The organism is Pseudomonadota bacterium (genome assembly GCA_039193195.1).
GTDB lineage: Bacteria > Pseudomonadota > Gammaproteobacteria > Steroidobacterales > JBCBZW01 > JBCBZW01.
Window position 1 is genome coordinate 21,478 of the sequence record JBCCWS010000022.1, and the last position, 15,080, is coordinate 36,557.

The window sequence follows — 15,080 nt, forward strand, 5'->3', positions numbered from 1 at the left end:
CCCAGACGCCACGCCTCATCCCGGCGACTGTGAGCCCTCCGGTGCCGCCGGAATCGCCACGGTCACCACCAATCCGCCATCGTTCGCCACCCTGAGTTCCGCCTCGTGCAAGCCACTTACGGCCGCCACCAGCGATAGGCCAAGCCCAGTGCCCGCGGACCCTCGGTGCGCCTCTACACGATAGAAGCGCTCGGTCAGTTTCGTTAGGGCGTGTTCCGGCACCCCAGGCCCCTGATCGCGCACCTCCAGGTGCCAGCGGGAGCCCGCCCGGCGCATCGACAGCGTGACTCTGGCGCTGCCCGATGCGTACTTCAGCGCGTTCTCCAGGAGATTGGTCAACGCCTGCGCCCATAGGCCACGATGACCGACGATCGATGCGCTGCGCGGCAACGCCGCGACCAACTGAATCTGGCTGTCGGTGAAGACGGGCTCGTACAGATCCGTAACCTCGCGGCAGATCTGCGCAAGGTCGATAGCGGTGAACGCTTCGCGTGGCCCGCCCTGCTCGAGCTGCGCGATACGCAGCAGAGCGGTAAAGGTCGCCAGCACCTGATCGGCCTCCTCGGCGATCTGCGCTACATCCTCAGCCCGCGGAGCAGCTGCCTGCGTGAGGTGCTCGATGCGGTTACGCAAGCGCGTGAGCGGCGAGCGCAAATCGTGAGCGATGTCATCCGATACCTGGCGCACGCCGCGGATCTGCTGCTCGACCTGATCGAGCATAGCGTTGAGCGTGGCACACAACCTATCGATGTCATCACCCGCCCCACGCACAGGCAATCGGGACGATAGGTCGCCTCGTCGTACCTGATCGCTGAAGGCTTCGATCTGGCGTACGCGTCCGTGCAGCCGCAGACCGAGCAGCGCGCCCAATACCAGCGCGCCCACTAGGCTCGCGAGCGCGGCGCCCTGCCCGTAGCGCTCGCCGAGGTACACGGCGCGCAGCGTGTCGTCTGCAATGATGCCGTAATCGAGGAACTGGCCTGCCTCGTCCAGGGCCATCTCGTGCACCCAACAGCGCCGCGTTGTCGCCGCCAAAAGCGCGCCTCCTGACAGGGACACGGCGCGCATCGCTGGCGAGCCCGTCACCTTCAGGTCCTGCCAGCGCGGGGCCTCACCGTCCCGTTCGCCAAGCCTCATGCAACGGTCGCCTGGGTCCAGCTGCTGAGCGACGCCGGCGAGTACCGCAGCGAAGCGCTCAGGTGGCGACATCGCCGACCAACGCCAGGCGGTGGGCCAGAGGGGTTCTCGTAATCGCAGCATGGGGCTGAGCTCATGGTGCCATCGCGGCGGCAATTCACGCCGCAGCAGCTCAACGTAGAACTCGAAGGGTCGCTCGACGGTGGGCAGGAGGGCGCCGCTGCCGATCAGCCACAAGCGCGCGTCGATCGCCCGCCGGTTGCCCTCGTCGTCCACCCCTTCGCGCATCAGCTGCAAGCGTCGCGCGTAATCGGCCAATACGGTGTCGAAGTCGTCATGATCAACGTCGCCGAGATCGAGCGAGCGCCGCGCCAGATCACCCTCGAACCACAACCACACCTCGAGCTCGTCGCTCTGCGCTACGCCTTGAAGCTCCTCGATCTCCTCGAGCACCACCGCGGTCAGTGGCTCGAGCAAGGCATCACGCACCTGGGACAGCACTAGGAGCATCGAACTGAGCGCACATGCCCACACCACCAGGGTGATCAGCAGGAAGCGTCGAACGCTAGCGCTGCGCCAGGCACCAGCATCACGTGCGAAGGACATACCCCATCCCCCGCACGGTCTGGATGATCGGTCGAGAGAAACCCCGATCGACCTTTTGGCGCAGGCGAGAAACATGCACGTCCACCACGTTGGTCTGCGGGTCGAAGTGCAGCCCCCACAAGCGCTCCAGCAGCATCGTACGCGTCACCACCTGGTCCGCGTGCTCCATCAGAAACTCGAGCAGCGCGTACTCGCGCGGGAGCAGATCGAGCAGCCGACCAGCGCGCCTCGCCGTGCGCGCGAGACGGTCCAGCTCGACCTCGCCCACCCTCAGGTGCGTATCGCCCACCGCCCGCGAGCGACGCCGGCCGAGCGCCTCCACCCGTGCTAGAACCTCACTAAAAGCGAATGGTTTAGTTAGGTAATCATCGGAACCTGCGCGAAGGCCCTCGACCCGATGATCCACCTCGCCGAGAGCGCTCAGGATCAACGCGGGCGTCTCGTTGCCGTTCGCACGCAGCGCCCTGATGATGCTAAGGCCATCCATCCCCGGCAGCATGCGATCGATGATCATGACATCGAAGGCACCGCGGGACGCCTCGATCAAGGCGGCATCGCCATCCCCGATGGCCTGCGCCCTATGCCCTGCTTCGCTAAGGCCCTTGGCCAGATAGGCGCTGATCTTCTCGTCGTCTTCGGCGATCAAGATATTCATTATGTCCGTGGACCTGTCGCGTACACCAGACAGTGTAGGCCAGAGCGTGGTCCGCTTGTCACATTACACGCCTGTAATGTGCCCTCCACCTTGTTGCAACCCTCCCCCGCGTAGGCTCGAGACAGTCGTACTTGATAGGGCGAGTGAGCCCAAGGGGGAGAGTGGTGTCGATTCGATCTGGCAAGGGGCCTGTCCTAGTGCTCGCGTTGCTGGCCGCGACGGCTTGCTCGGATGCGACGGACAGCGAGGAGCTGAACGCGGCACCCGAACCCGCGGCGGTGACCAAACAGATAGACGGGCTGCTAGCGACCTCCACGGTCAGCCTCAGCGAACCTCCCCTCGTGCCCACCGCAAACGGCGGCGGCGCGTTCGCCACGGCCACGAGCACGAGTCGATTTCTCACCCAAGCCACCTTCGGCCCTAGACCCAACGAGGTAAGCCGCCTCATCGGGAGCAACCCCTCGCAGTGGTTCGTGCGGGAGCTGAACAAACCCCCGTCTCTGCACTTACCGGTGTTACAAGCCTACCTTAGCGTGATCGAAGACCCCCTGGAACTCACGGAGTTTCGGGGCGAGCGCACAACCTTCTCCTTCTGGAGTAAGGCGCTCGGAGCCCGCGACCAGCTGCGCCAGCGCACGGCCTTCGCCCTGTCTCAGCTGCTGGTCGTGTCCAACTTCGGGGGCGAGACCCTATCGGACATCGCCGAGGCCGTCGCCTACTTCGAGGACGTGCTGATCACCGGCGCCTTCGGTAACTACCGCGATCTGCTCGAGCAGGTGACCTACGCCCCAGCCATGGGCTTCTACCTCACCTACCTCGGCAGCATCAAGGCGGACCCGCAGACCGGCCGCATGCCGGATGAGAACTACGCCCGGGAGATCCTTCAGCTGTTCTCCATCGGACTGGTGGCACTGAACCCGGACGGCACGCCGCGCCTAGACGACGATGGGCACCCGATCGAAACCTACACCAACGAAGACGTGACGGGCCTCGCCAAAGTCTTCACGGGGCTCGACATCTTCACCGATGACGAGGAGTTTCCGTTCGATCCGTGGATCGCGCCGATGTTCGTCAACCCCGAGGAGCACTCGACGGCGGCCAAGACCTTCCTCGGTGTCACCATCCCGCCGTTTACGGACTCCGCGACGAGCATCGATATCGCCCTCGACACGATCTTCGCCCACCCAAACGTCGGGCCCTTTGTCGCGCGTCAACTGATCCAGCGCTTCACCACAAGCGACCCGACGCCCGCCTACGTCGAACGGGTGGCGGCGGCTTTCGATGCGGGCAGCTACCCGCTGCCCGACGGCACCCGGGTGGGTACCGGCGAACGCGGGGATCTGGCCGCAACCGTGGCGGCGATCCTGTTCGACGACTACGTGCGCAGCGATGAGCGCCTCGACGATCCCACCTTTGGCAAGCTGCGCGAGCCGATCCTGCGTTTCACCTCGTGGGCGCGAGCCTTTGGCGCCAGCACCGTCACGCCCCAATACACGCGGGAACTGTGGGACACATCGGCAAGCGGCGCCCTCACCCAGCACCCGTATCGATCGCGTTCCGTCTTCAACTTCTACCGCCCCGGCTACGTGGCCCCCGGCACGCAGTCCGGCGCCCTCGGCATGACCGTGCCGGAGCTACAGCTGGTCAACGCCTCGTCAACCCCGGGCTACGTGAACTTCTTGGATTTCTTCATCGACGGTGAAACGGCGTTCACCGACGTGCGCGCCCTCTTCGAGGCCTTCCGCGATGAAGGCGTGCGCCTTGACCCCAGGCGGGCCCGCACGAGCTTTCTGCCCAATTACGCACCGGAGCTCGCGCTCGTCGACACGCCCACCGCGCTGATCGATCACCTGGCGGACAAGCTCACCTACGGCACCCTTTCGCCCGAACTGCGCGCAGGGATCGTGAGCGCCCTCGACGCCTTCGCGCTGGATCCCGCGGTGGACGATGCAACGCTCGTGCAAACCGCCATCACCCTCGTCATGTCCTCTCCCGATTTCCTCGTGCAACGCTAGGCCCCGCAGCAGGAGTATGTCCATGAGCCTCTCGCGCAGAACGTTCCTAAAGCACTCCATCGCCTCCTCCCTCGCGGCTGCTAGCCTCACCGGCGTCGGCGGCGCCCTGGCCGGTTTTCAGGCCAAGGCGCAGGAAGTGGGCGGCTACCGCGCCCTGGTGTGCGTGTTTCTCTTCGGTGGCCTCGACAATCACGATGTCGTCCTGCCCTACGACCCGCCCTCCTACGACGCGTTTGCCGCAATTCGAAGCACGCTGCTCGCGCAGCAAGGCGATGCCCGATCCCGGGAGAATCTCCTGCCCCTACTCACGGCAAACCCCGATCAGTTCGGCAGTCGTCGCTTCGCCTTGCCGCCAGAGCTGGCCGGTATCAAGTCCATCTACGACAGCGGTCAGGCCGCCGTCGTCGCCAACGTCGGCCCCCTCATCGTGCCCACGGACCGCCAAAGCTACGACAGTCAATCGGTACCCCTCCCCTTACGCCTGTTTTCGCACAACGATCAGCAGGCGACTTGGCAGGCGAGTGCCCCCGAAGGCGCTCAGTTAGGCTGGGGTGGCCGCTTCGCCGACGTCGCCCTCGACGCTGGCGCCAATGGCGCGCCGGAGTTCTCCACCATCAGCGGCAACGGCGACGGCCTGTTCCTCACCGGGCAACTGGCCCAGCCCTACAACGTAAGCCCAGGCGGCGCCGACACGATGCGCCTGCTCGATGAGCTGGAAGCCCGCCCGGGCCGTCCGGGAGCTGCCGAGACATTGGCCCAAGTGCGCGCCCTGCTGCGCAACGAGCTGTACCAAGGCGCAAACGTCATCGCTCAAGACATCGGCACCGCTTTCCGCAACGCCATCGACAGCAACGACCGCTACAACGATGCCCTGAGCGGTGGCGATCCGCTCGGCACTCCCTTCCCCGAATCCGACTTGGGTCAGCAGCTGCGCGCCGTGGCCGAAGCCATCCAGATTCGCGATAGCCTGCAGGCCACGCGGCAGGTGTTCTTCGTCGGCATGGGGGGCTTCGATACCCACTCCGAGCAGGCCCGCGCCCTGCCGGAGCTGCTCGCTGATCTGGACGCCGCCGTCAGCGCTTTCCACTCGCAGATGCAGGAGAGTGGCCTTGCCAACGACGTCACCCTGTTCACTGCCTCGGATTTCGGCCGCACGCTGGCCGTAAACGGTGACGGCACGGACCACGGCTGGGGCGGCCATCACTTCGTGGTCGGCGGCAGCGTGCAAGGCGGCGCGATCTACGGAGACTTCCCACCGGTGGGCTTCGACCACACGCAGGACGCTGGCAACGGTCGACTCATTCCGACCATCGCCGTGGAGAAGTTCGCGCAGCCCCTCGGCAGCTGGTTTGGACTCAGCGCCGAGCAGCTCGATGAGGCCTTGCCGAACCTCGCCAACTTCGCCGCAGAGCCGGACCTGACCTTCCTCTAGCGCGCCGCTGGCGGTGGGATCGACGCAGGCCGCGGGCGCAAGCGCCAACCGCGCAAAGGGATATCCCCAGATGACACAGCCACTGCGATTTCCTCGCCATAGGAGGGCGAGGGGCGGATCCGAGGAGGTCCCTGGTCCTCGTCAACCTAACACCGGAGAACACATATGCGTGCATTCGCAACGATTTCTGCCCTTGCACTTGCCGCCGCCAGCGCCACCGCCGGGCCGGTTGAGGACATGGAGGTCAAGCTCCTGGCGTGGGAGGCGCTCGCCATCAACTTCCCCGTCGTCGACGACGTGCAACGCCTAGTGGACGACGCCCAGCGGGACCTTGCCGGCGACGATTTGCTCAAGGCGATGGTCCACATCGACGACGCGCGAGGCAACCTGATCGATGACTTCATCGACGGTGACCTCAGCACCGGTGATTACGAGCTGCTCTTGCGCGACCTGGTCGATGCGATACGCATCGGCGCCGCGGACCTCATCGGCATGCCCGCCCCAAGCCCGGTCGCGCAGCCGTTCGCCTTCGATGGGCGCACGGGGCTATGCAGCCGCACCATGGACGACGGTTCCACCGTGTCGTGGCCGTGCACCAGCGTACCCGCGGGCGGGCCGCCGCTCCCTGCCAATTGTGACGTCGAGCAGGCCGTGTGCACGCTGGGCGGGGTGGTCATCGGCACCTACACCAGCACAGACACGGACGAAATCGTCGCGACCGTGACGATTCAGGGAATCACCGTCGATCTTCTCGTCGCCGAGCCGTCGGGCGTCATCGAATACACGGCGCTGGATATCGACAACGCCTGTGGCACCCTCGGGGTGACGCCTCAGCCCGTGTGGCCATTGCGTAGCGTGGGCACGCGCCCGGGCAATCCCGGCGTGGCCCTGGCCATGAACGCAGCGACTGGGCAGCTCGAGTGGCTGCTGCTGAGCACGCCTTATACGGGGCCAGCGTGGACCTCAGACGCGCGGATCGAGGGCAGCCCCTGGGAAGACTCCGGACCGACTGTGCCGGGCACATGCAGGTTCGCCGGCGGTGGCGATGAACCCGATCCGCAAGACCCGATCAGCCAGGGCGCTTTCTTCATCACCAGCGACAACTTCCTGGGGGTGCCCACCTTTGATGCCGTACGGCTTGGACCTTCGGGTCCGTAGCGCCACGTGACCCGGCGACGCTTGGGCGTCGCCGGGCAAGAGCTGCGCGCACCGCCAGCAGCGACGAGCACGCCCAGAGGCCCGTTCCAAACGCCCGAAACGCCGCTTCCCTTTTGAGCTTCAGATAGTAATAATTCCCATTTGCATTTAACCTCGAATAGGTGAAGCGCAAGTGAGACAGTCGGCACTGCACTGGCGTGGGCGCAGGCGCTGCCCCGACCTGGAGATCCTGGGGTACTCGGGATGATCCGCGAGGCGGTGGTCTTTGGCCTACTGAACAGCGCGCTGATCAGCGTGCTCATCCTGCTCTCCTTCAAGCACGAACCTCGCCTGTGGCTCCACCACTTCCCCGAGCAGATGCAGGCCTTGGTGCCGGCGAAAACGGCTGCTGAAAAGCGCCTCGAGAGGCGCTGGGGCGTCCCTATCATCGGCTGCATGATCGTGCTGCCCCTGGCGGTCGCCATGTGGCGCCACCAAACCCACGGCTTCACCTACCTCGACGCCTATCTGTTTCTCTGGATCGCCACGCAGACCTTCAACCTAATGGATCTTCTCGTCCTCGATTGGTTGGTCACCGTGCGCTGGAGTCCACCTTGGATGCAGCTGCAGGGGGCAGAGTCGATGAAGCGCTACGACAACTATTGGTTCCACTTTGTGGGCTTTCTTAAGGGCCTCCTCATCGGTTCCGTCGGCGCCGCCGTGATTGCCCTACCCTTTCTCTGGCTCTGAGCCAGGGTTGACTCTATCGACAACGGAAAAGGCGAAGCTATGACCTTGAAGGCGGCCAGCGTGGCCCTGGTATTCGGTACGGACCTCGGCAACACGGAGGAGGTGGGAGAGAAGATCATCGAGCGTCTCGCGCCAATGGTGGCGAGCGCCGTGGAGATGTTCAATGTGCGCGAGGCCTCGACCGAACTCCTGGAACGTTACGACTTTCTGATCCTGGGTATCCCCACCTGGGAGTTCGGCGGTATCCAAAGCGACTGGGAGGACTTTGAAGCCCAAGTGCTCGCTGCAGACTTCGAGGGCAAGACCGTGGCGTTGTACGGACTGGGCGATCAGATCGGCTACCCAGACTACTTCCTAGACGCGATGGGCTGGCTGCACGAACGCGTGCTACGCAACGGCGCAAACATCATTGGCACCTGGTCGACACAAGGCTACGACTTCGAACGCTCTGCGGCAGCGAACGAGGACGGCAGTCAGTTCTGCGGACTCGCCATCGATCAAGATCGCCAGCAGGCACTTACCGACGAGCGCGTGGCGCAGTGGGTGACGCAGTTGGCAGTGGAGTTCGAGCAGATCGTGCCGGCGTGAGCAGCCACCGAGGCGCGCGCATGAACCGCCGCAGGCGCCCTTTTCGATATTGATAATCATTCTCTTTTGGCGCTGCCATCAGGCCAAGCATCGGCTCTCGAGTGAGCTGAGGCTGGCATGCCCGCTCGCAGCACTCACCCCCCTGCGCAGCGATGATCTTGCGGCAGACAAGCTGGAGCCCCTAACGCCAGTGAACCCGATCCCAGCCCGCCACACGCTCGAGGAGAGCGTGCGCTTAGGCTCATCGCCGGATGACCCACAGCTGCTCCACGCCTACCTAGCCCTGTGCGACGAGCTCGACTGCTGGCGCGTGTACCTGCGCGCCCACCGCACGGTACTCGCCGTCATCCGCGACGCCAAGGTGGCTCGGCGCTGGCGCTTGTGCTGCCAAGATCACGCCTATCGGCCCCTCGCGGGACTCTATCGCCTGGCCCGCACGGACGCAGAGCGCGAAACCGTACGCCAGTGCAACCATGAGCTCAGCCTATCGAGCCACATGCACTTGGTAGAGGAAAGGGCAGCGTCGGTAAGCCGCTCTCGCCGCGCCTGTTAGCTGCCCCGCACCTCGATGGCACTTAGGTGGTTATCCCACCGCAGCGTGCGATGGGTCGCGCCCCGGTGAGCCTGCACGGAGCGCACTTCGCCCTCCCCAGTGCTCACGATCATCCCGTCGCTGCTCCTGGCGACACCGCAGACGTCCACCAGCGACGTCGCGTCGAGGAGGCGCCCGGTCGTCGCCTCGTAGGTGTTCACCCGATTGCCGCGAGGACTGGTGACCGCGACGATCGGGCGCGAACTGTGTGCGGAGACCGAACCCACGTAGCCTGCGAGTGCGCTGGTTTGCTGTGAGTCACCGATCACCTGCAGCGCCGCGTCTCCCCGCCGGTGTCGAAGGACCAGCGGTGCGCCGCCCCCCCCCCCACCCTCGTCCTGCCCCCCGACCCAGACGCTGCCATCGCTCGCCTGGGCCAGGTGCCGGAGCGACACCTGGTGCCACTTTGCGGGCAACTGCACCTGCTCAAGCAATGCGCCGTCAGCCGCGCGAAGGTACGCCAGGGACGGGCGCATGTTGGCCAGATTCAGCTTGCGTCGCGGGTAGTCCGGGTGGGTCTCGATGCCGCCGTTGGCCACGGCGATGGCAGCGCCGTCACCGAGGAGCACCGCCTCGTGCGCGCCGATACCGTGGGTGATCATCTCGCCAAGGCGGCGAAAGCCGGCATTGACGTCGTAGACTCCAAGCACGCTGGTAGGCGCCTCGAAGTCGTTCTCCGTGGTGTAGAACAGCCCACCGTTAGGGCCGAAGAACCCATGTCCGAACAGATGCCTCTGCCGCGGCGTGTCGAAGGTGTGGGCCGCGCGCAGCTGGCGCAGGTCGATCACGGTGGCCGTGCGGCTCGGGCGCCGCCCCAACACCACGGCCAGGTGGCCTTGGGGCGCCACCGCGATGCCGTGCCCCCTGGCGGCCAGGGGAATGCTCGCTAGCTCGCGCCACGCTTGATCGAGCACCACGGCAGCGAAGCCGCCCTCACGCAGCGCGCAGCAGCCGATCAGGCGAGGGGAGCGGTCCGAATTCTCACGAACACAAGCGTTGGGCAAGACCCCAAGCGGCGGCAACGCCGCCAGCCACCTAAGCGAGCGCCGGCGCTGGCGGTCAATCGCCATCGGTGGAGTTGAACCCCGCGCTCAGGCCCAGGGCGCCGGTCAGCCCGGTGCTCAATCCATTGTGCGCACTCAACAGGGGCTGGCGCAGGTAGCGCAGGCGCTTTCGGTGCTCCTCATCACGCACCACCCTCTCCCAGGTGCCCGCCTCGGCCAGCACGCCCAGGTGAAACTGGACATCCTCCAGTTCGCGCAGCATGCCCGCGCCCACGTACCGACTGTCCTCTGGCAGCAGCCGTTGGAACTCATCGCCTAACATTTCATGAAGGCTACCTACCATGGCGCCAATCGCCCGCGCGGCGAGACTCGAGCGCGAGAAAGGGGCCAAGGCTGGGCGCGCCGCGGACGCTTGCTCACCCATGGCTCGGCCGATCTTGCCATCGGCCGCGAGCGTGAGCGCAGAGGCCGCCTCCTGCATGGTCTTGCCTAGGGCCCGTTCTTCGCTCAGAGGCTCATCGGTGCGGCTCAAGGCCGCCGCCAGGGTTCGCTCCGATCGCCAATCCCGTGCCAGGGAGGCGGTGACTTCGCTCACGAGGGCAGCCATGGGGCGGGCGGCGACGCACTGGGCACTCTCCGCGCGGATCGTCGGAGGATCAGCGTAGAGCACGTACTCCAGTGCCGACAGCCCCTGCAGCGCGACGCTCTTAGTGGCCAGGCCGTCGCGATCGAGCTGCCCGGGGCCGAGCTCAGCGATGAAACGCGCTAGCTGGCGTCGACCGCGCAGGCCGCGATCGGGCCAATAGAACAGGCGCTCGTAGCGATGGTCGGTAGCGACGGGCCCGAGACGCAGCCACTCCACCCGTGACCAGGCGGCCACTAGAGCCTCGAAGGCAGCATGCGCCTCTCGCAGCGCGCTCGCAGGGTCGACATCCGGCTGACAGAGCTGCTCAACTGCGCCCTGTTGCGCGCGAGCGCGCTCGGCCAACGCGTCGTAGTCGCTCGCGAGGTGCTCGAAGGCTTGGTCGAGAAACGCCCGGTAGGCGTGCTCCGGGGGGCGCGGCTGCGCACCGCAGCCGGTCAATAGCAGTGCGCACAGCGCCAAGAGGCGTGCCGCTCGCCCCAAACCCCGCGTCTCGAACCGCACGTTCACAGGGATCGTAGGAACGCGAGCAGCGCGCGACGCTCACTCGGGGCTAGGGCCATGACCCGATCGCGAGCGGCACTGGCCTCGCCGCCGTGCCAGAGGATCGCCTCAAGCAATCCGCGGGCACGCCCATCGTGGAGCAGCTGCGTGTGGCCGCTGACGGCCTCCGTGAGTCCGATTCCCCACAGCGGCGGCGTCCGCCACTCCCGACCGGACGCTTGACCGACCGGCGTTTCGCTGCTGAGCCCCTCCCCCATGTCGTGGAGGAGTAGATCGGTGTAGGGCCAAATCATCTGGAACTGGTGCGCAGCCCGCGATGCATCGCGCCGAGTGACGTAGTTAGGTCGATGACAGCCGGCGCAGCCAACCTCGTGAAACAGGCCCTTGCCGGCCAGCACCTGCGGATCGTCCACATCGCGCCGCGCCGGCACCGCCAAGTTGGCGGAGTAGAACACGACAAGATCGAGCATTTCGTTCGTGGCCTCGAAGGGGCCCTGGGCGTCCTGAACTCCGGTCGGCGCCGCGAGACAAGCGGTCTGTTGCAAGGTGCACTCCCCGGATGCGCGGGGCTGTACGGCGGAGGAGATGCCCATGTCGTTCAGAAACGCCCCACCAGTCTGGGCGCGTAAGCTGGGCGCGGCAGCCTTCCACCCGAAGCGCCCTACGCGCCACTCGCCGCTCTCGGGATCGCGCACGCGCTGGGCGCGACCGGAGATGCCGTCCCCGTCAGCGTCCTGTGGATCCTCCCGATCGAGTAGATCGCCCTCGTGGATCGCCTCGAGCAAGCCGAGACCGATCATCGGTTGCGCCACGCGAGCCGAGAGCACTGCGCTGGGATGCAGAGGACCGTAGGCCGGATTGGCGAGTGTGAAGTGGGGCTCGCGCAAGCTCACGCGCTCACCGCCACTCAACTGCACCTCATGCTCTACATAGGCGAGCCCCACCCTGCCCTCGGCCGGTACGCCGGCAACGGCCACGTCCTGAATCTGCCCGCCGTACGCGGGATCTGGCGTGGCCAGTCGCTCGCCCTCGCGGCGCGCGCGCACATCGTCGTCCGTCTCTGCCGTCAGGGCGACCCGCAATAGCAGCGAAGTGCTATCGTCCTGATCGTCCACCGGTGGATGGCCCCGCCCGTCCTTGAGATGGCAGCGTTGGCAGGACCGTGCGTTGTAGATCGGCCCGAGGCCGTCGGAGGCTTGCGTGGAGGACGGCGAGGAGACCCACAGTTTGCGGAAGATCGCATTGCCCAAAGCGAACGCCTGGAGGCCCTCGAGGGAAAGGTTGCTGGACGGATTGGAGAAGGCGTTGCGCGATACGCTGCCGGTGAAGGTGGCCGCACCGGCGCTGTTGATCTCGAAGGGCTGCGCAACCGCGACCGCCCCGGGCGCGGCGGTGAGATCGCGCACTCGCTCACGGTCCCGCGGAGTCAAATCGGTGCGCCATGGGAGCGGCCCGGAATCAGCTTCGCCCGGCGCTGGCCCCTGCGCTGGCCAGGGTATAGGCCGCAGTGCGAGCGCCGCGAGCACGACCGCGACGCCGATCGCAGCGGCGATCAGGAAGCGGCCGTCAACACTCACTGGAAGATGGCGGCAGGGTCGTCCAAGGCATCGGAGCCTTCGATGTACACGCTGCCAAGGCCGAGCGCCGTGACTAGCTGCTCCAGGGGACGGGTCTGGGCGATCAGCGCGTCGACGCCCTGTTCGATCGCTCGCTGCCCATCCGCGTTGCCCTCGGCGATCATCTGATCGAAGGCCTCAATGTCATCCCCGCGTGCCTTCAGGGCGGTGAGGGCCTGGGTCGCAGCCAGCACCGCCTCCTCCAGCTGCGCTGCCAAGGCCGGGTCGGCTTCCTGCGCCAGACCGGCAAGGGAGGGGCCGCTCACGGTGCTGCCGTCGACCCGACGGTAGCGACCTCGATACACGTTCTCGATGCCCACCTGGTTGTAGTAGTGGGAGTTGTGCGTGTTGTCCGAGAAGCAGTCGTGCTCCTCTTCCGGGTCGTGTAGCACCAGACCGAGGCGCATGCGCTCTCCGGCCAGCTCGCCGTAGGAGAGTGAGCCCATGCCGCTGATCATGGCGTTCACGCCCGTCACGGGGTCGTCGGTAAGGTTGGTGCGCGCCGCGCCGCCGTCCTCCCACAGGGCGACCATCGTCTCGAGATCGTCGATCAGCAGCTGCGCCGCCGTGCGCAGGTAGGCGACGCGGCGTTCGCAGTGCCCCCCGGTGCAGTCCGCTGCCGCCTGAGCGAAGTCGCTCGCCGGCCGTTGGCCAGCACCCGGGCCGGTCCCATTCAAATCCTGCCCCCAGAGCAGAAATTCGATCGCGTGATACCCAGTTGCCACGTTAGCTTCCACGGCTCCGGCCTCGTGCAGTACTTCGCGCAGTAGCTCACCGTTGATGGCGCTGGCGTCGACGGGCTCACCGTTGACCGATGGTTGAGCGTTGGCGATGACGTTCACCGCATATGCGGGATTCGCGTCCGACTGCTGCCCGTAGCTCGCGTCGACGTAGTCGATCAGCCCCTCGTCCAGAGGCCAGGCGTTAACTCGCCCTTCCCAATCGTCCACCAGCGGATTGCCGAAGCGAAAGGTCTCCGTCTGCTGGTAGGGGACGCGGGCCGCCAGCCAGGCGTTGCGTGCCGCGTCGAGGGTGCTCTGCGCTGGCGCGTCGACGAGCGCCTCGATCGCCTCACTCAGGGCCCTCGCCGTTAGCAAACTGTCTTCATAGGTCGCGTGGGCGAGGTCGGCGTAGGTATCTACCACCGCGCCTGCGCGCTCGACGCTCAGGCTAAGCACCTCGGGCTCATCGGACTCCACGGCCGTCGCAGGCGGCGCCTCGTCGGCGCAGGCGCCAAGCAGGAGCGCTGCGGTGGCAGCGACACCCAGGGTCCGTGCCGGCCTACTTCCAGCCAGCACGGTCAAAGGCCATGATGGCTTGCGCTTGATGCTCTCCGAGCAATGCAGCATTGAGTTCATCCTCTTTAAAGGTCCCCAAGGTTTCCACAGTGGAAGACGCATCCAGCCCGGCCACGGCCGGATACTCGTTGTTGCCGTTGGCGAAGTACTGCTGCGCCTCGGGAGACGTTAGGTACTCCAAGAACTGAACGGCGTGATCGCGATTCGGTGCGCCCTTGACGACACCCGCGCCGCTAATGTTGATGTGGGTGCCGTGACCCGCTTGTTCGGGGAAAACCACGGCGACGGATTCGGCAATCGCGCGCTCGGCGGGGTCATCGGAGGCTGCCAAGCGGGCGATGTAGTAGGTGTTGACCACACCGATGGCGCACTCGCCCGTCGCGACCGCGCGAATCTGGCCGGTGTCGTTGCTCTGCGGCGGCCTTGCGAAATTCTCGACGACCCCGCGCGCCCACGCCTCGGCGTCATCGATTCCCTGGCGCGCGACGATGCTCGCCATCAGGGAAACGTTGTAGATGCTCGAGGATGAGCGCACGCAGACTGTGCCACGATGGGCAGGGTCCGTAAGGTCAGCGTAGGTGTCGAGTGGCTCGGGCTTGCCGCCCGCGCGATTGTAGATGATGACCCGCGCGCGCTTGGATAGACCGAACCACAGGCCGTCCGGATGGCGCAGGTTGCTCGGCAGGCGCTCGCTGAGCACCGTCGATTGCACGGCTTGCAGAATTCCCGCCTGCTCGGCTCGCCACAAACGCCCGGCATCGACGGTGACGAGCACGTCGGCGCGGGTGAACTCGCCCTCGGCGCGAATCCGTTCGATCAGCTGGTCGGCGTCCGCCTCGATCAAGTTCACGCGGATTCCCGTCTGTGCAGTGAAACCGTCGTAGAGCGCCAAGTCCGTGTCGTAGTGGCGCGAGGAGTAGAGGTTGACCTCTCCGCGCGTCGCCACAGGCAAACTCTGCGCTGCGCCGTCGGGCGCGCCCGACTCGGCACAGCCCCCTAGAGCCCACGCGAAGCACAGCAGAAAACCGACGGGAAGGACGCGCATTCGGGGAGCACCTCGCAATGGCAAGACGGGCGCTGATGGTAGAGCCCTCGCCCGGCGA

Annotated in this window: 13 protein-coding genes; 6 read left to right on the forward strand and 7 right to left on the reverse strand. The window is 66.1% G+C overall.

Annotation, left to right across the window (positions count from 1 at the left end; genetic code table 11):
- Positions 1-15: 15 nt before the first annotated feature.
- Together AAGA68_16605 and AAGA68_16610 are read right to left on the reverse strand one after the other, a co-directional pair.
- Positions 16-1,743: a HAMP domain-containing sensor histidine kinase gene (locus tag AAGA68_16605; GenBank protein MEM9386682.1), complete on the reverse strand. Its 1,728-nt coding sequence runs from the start codon at positions 1,741-1,743 to the stop codon at positions 16-18.
- Positions 1,727-2,398 (reverse strand): response regulator transcription factor, encoded by a 672-nt coding sequence (locus AAGA68_16610; protein ID MEM9386683.1) that lies wholly within the window; start codon positions 2,396-2,398, stop codon positions 1,727-1,729. The genes AAGA68_16605 and AAGA68_16610 overlap by 17 nt, the downstream gene beginning before the upstream one ends.
- Before the next feature lie 164 nt (positions 2,399-2,562).
- Here AAGA68_16610 and AAGA68_16615 point away from each other — a divergent pair, with 164 nt between their 5' ends.
- The 6 genes from AAGA68_16615 (at position 2,563) to AAGA68_16640 (ending at position 8,873) form a co-directional block, all read left to right on the forward strand.
- Positions 2,563-4,413 (forward strand): DUF1800 family protein, encoded by a 1,851-nt coding sequence (locus AAGA68_16615; protein MEM9386684.1) that lies wholly within the window; start codon positions 2,563-2,565, stop codon positions 4,411-4,413.
- 22 nt (positions 4,414-4,435) lie between these two features.
- Complete coding sequence (locus tag AAGA68_16620) at positions 4,436-5,845, forward strand: DUF1501 domain-containing protein (protein MEM9386685.1); 1,410 nt, start codon at positions 4,436-4,438, stop codon at positions 5,843-5,845.
- Positions 5,846-6,010: 165 nt separating this feature from the next.
- Positions 6,011-7,003, forward strand: a complete 993-nt coding sequence (locus tag AAGA68_16625) for a hypothetical protein (protein ID MEM9386686.1) — start codon at positions 6,011-6,013, stop codon at positions 7,001-7,003.
- Positions 7,004-7,246: 243 nt separating this feature from the next.
- Positions 7,247-7,732, forward strand: a complete 486-nt coding sequence (locus tag AAGA68_16630; GenBank protein MEM9386687.1) for a hypothetical protein — start codon at positions 7,247-7,249, stop codon at positions 7,730-7,732.
- Between the two features lie 39 nt (positions 7,733-7,771).
- Entirely contained in the window at positions 7,772-8,320 is a 549-nt protein-coding gene (locus AAGA68_16635; GenBank protein MEM9386688.1) for a flavodoxin, read from the forward strand.
- A gap of 49 nt (positions 8,321-8,369) precedes the next feature.
- Positions 8,370-8,873, forward strand: coding sequence for a hypothetical protein (locus AAGA68_16640; GenBank protein MEM9386689.1), 504 nt, complete (start codon positions 8,370-8,372; stop codon positions 8,871-8,873).
- Here AAGA68_16640 and AAGA68_16645 read toward each other — a convergent pair.
- The 5 genes from AAGA68_16645 to AAGA68_16665 are packed head-to-tail and all read right to left on the reverse strand — an operon-like array spanning position 8,870 to position 15,022.
- On the reverse strand, positions 8,870-9,982 hold the full coding sequence (locus tag AAGA68_16645) for a DUF1513 domain-containing protein (protein ID MEM9386690.1): 1,113 nt from the start codon (positions 9,980-9,982) through the stop codon (positions 8,870-8,872). The two genes, AAGA68_16640 and AAGA68_16645, sit on opposite strands and share 4 nt — an antisense overlap.
- Positions 9,972-11,069, reverse strand: coding sequence for an imelysin family protein (locus AAGA68_16650; GenBank protein ID MEM9386691.1), 1,098 nt, complete (start codon positions 11,067-11,069; stop codon positions 9,972-9,974). Before AAGA68_16650 ends, AAGA68_16645 begins: the two co-directional genes overlap by 11 nt.
- Complete coding sequence (locus AAGA68_16655) at positions 11,066-12,640, reverse strand: di-heme oxidoredictase family protein (protein MEM9386692.1); 1,575 nt, start codon at positions 12,638-12,640, stop codon at positions 11,066-11,068. The genes AAGA68_16650 and AAGA68_16655 overlap by 4 nt, the downstream gene beginning before the upstream one ends.
- Positions 12,637-14,028: an imelysin family protein gene (locus tag AAGA68_16660; GenBank protein ID MEM9386693.1), complete on the reverse strand. Its 1,392-nt coding sequence runs from the start codon at positions 14,026-14,028 to the stop codon at positions 12,637-12,639. Before AAGA68_16660 ends, AAGA68_16655 begins: the two co-directional genes overlap by 4 nt.
- Positions 13,961-15,022, reverse strand: a complete 1,062-nt coding sequence (locus tag AAGA68_16665; GenBank protein MEM9386694.1) for a Fe(3+) ABC transporter substrate-binding protein — start codon at positions 15,020-15,022, stop codon at positions 13,961-13,963. The genes AAGA68_16660 and AAGA68_16665 overlap by 68 nt, the downstream gene beginning before the upstream one ends.
- Positions 15,023-15,080: the final 58 nt, after the last annotated feature.

Coding starts and splice junctions, on each gene's coding strand:
- AAGA68_16635 (MEM9386688.1), top strand. CDS start 7,772: ATGACCTTGAAGGCGGCCAGCGTGGCCCTGGTATTCGGTACGGACCTC.
- AAGA68_16660 (MEM9386693.1), bottom strand. CDS start 14,028: ATGCTGCATTGCTCGGAGAGCATCAAGCGCAAGCCATCATGGCCTTTG.
- AAGA68_16610 (MEM9386683.1), bottom strand. CDS start 2,398: ATGAATATCTTGATCGCCGAAGACGACGAGAAGATCAGCGCCTATCTG.
- AAGA68_16625 (MEM9386686.1), top strand. CDS start 6,011: ATGCGTGCATTCGCAACGATTTCTGCCCTTGCACTTGCCGCCGCCAGC.
- AAGA68_16645 (MEM9386690.1), bottom strand. CDS start 9,982: ATGGCGATTGACCGCCAGCGCCGGCGCTCGCTTAGGTGGCTGGCGGCG.
- AAGA68_16605 (MEM9386682.1), bottom strand. CDS start 1,743: ATGTCCTTCGCACGTGATGCTGGTGCCTGGCGCAGCGCTAGCGTTCGA.
- AAGA68_16620 (MEM9386685.1), top strand. CDS start 4,436: ATGAGCCTCTCGCGCAGAACGTTCCTAAAGCACTCCATCGCCTCCTCC.
- AAGA68_16630 (MEM9386687.1), top strand. CDS start 7,247: ATGATCCGCGAGGCGGTGGTCTTTGGCCTACTGAACAGCGCGCTGATC.
- AAGA68_16665 (MEM9386694.1), bottom strand. CDS start 15,022: ATGCGCGTCCTTCCCGTCGGTTTTCTGCTGTGCTTCGCGTGGGCTCTA.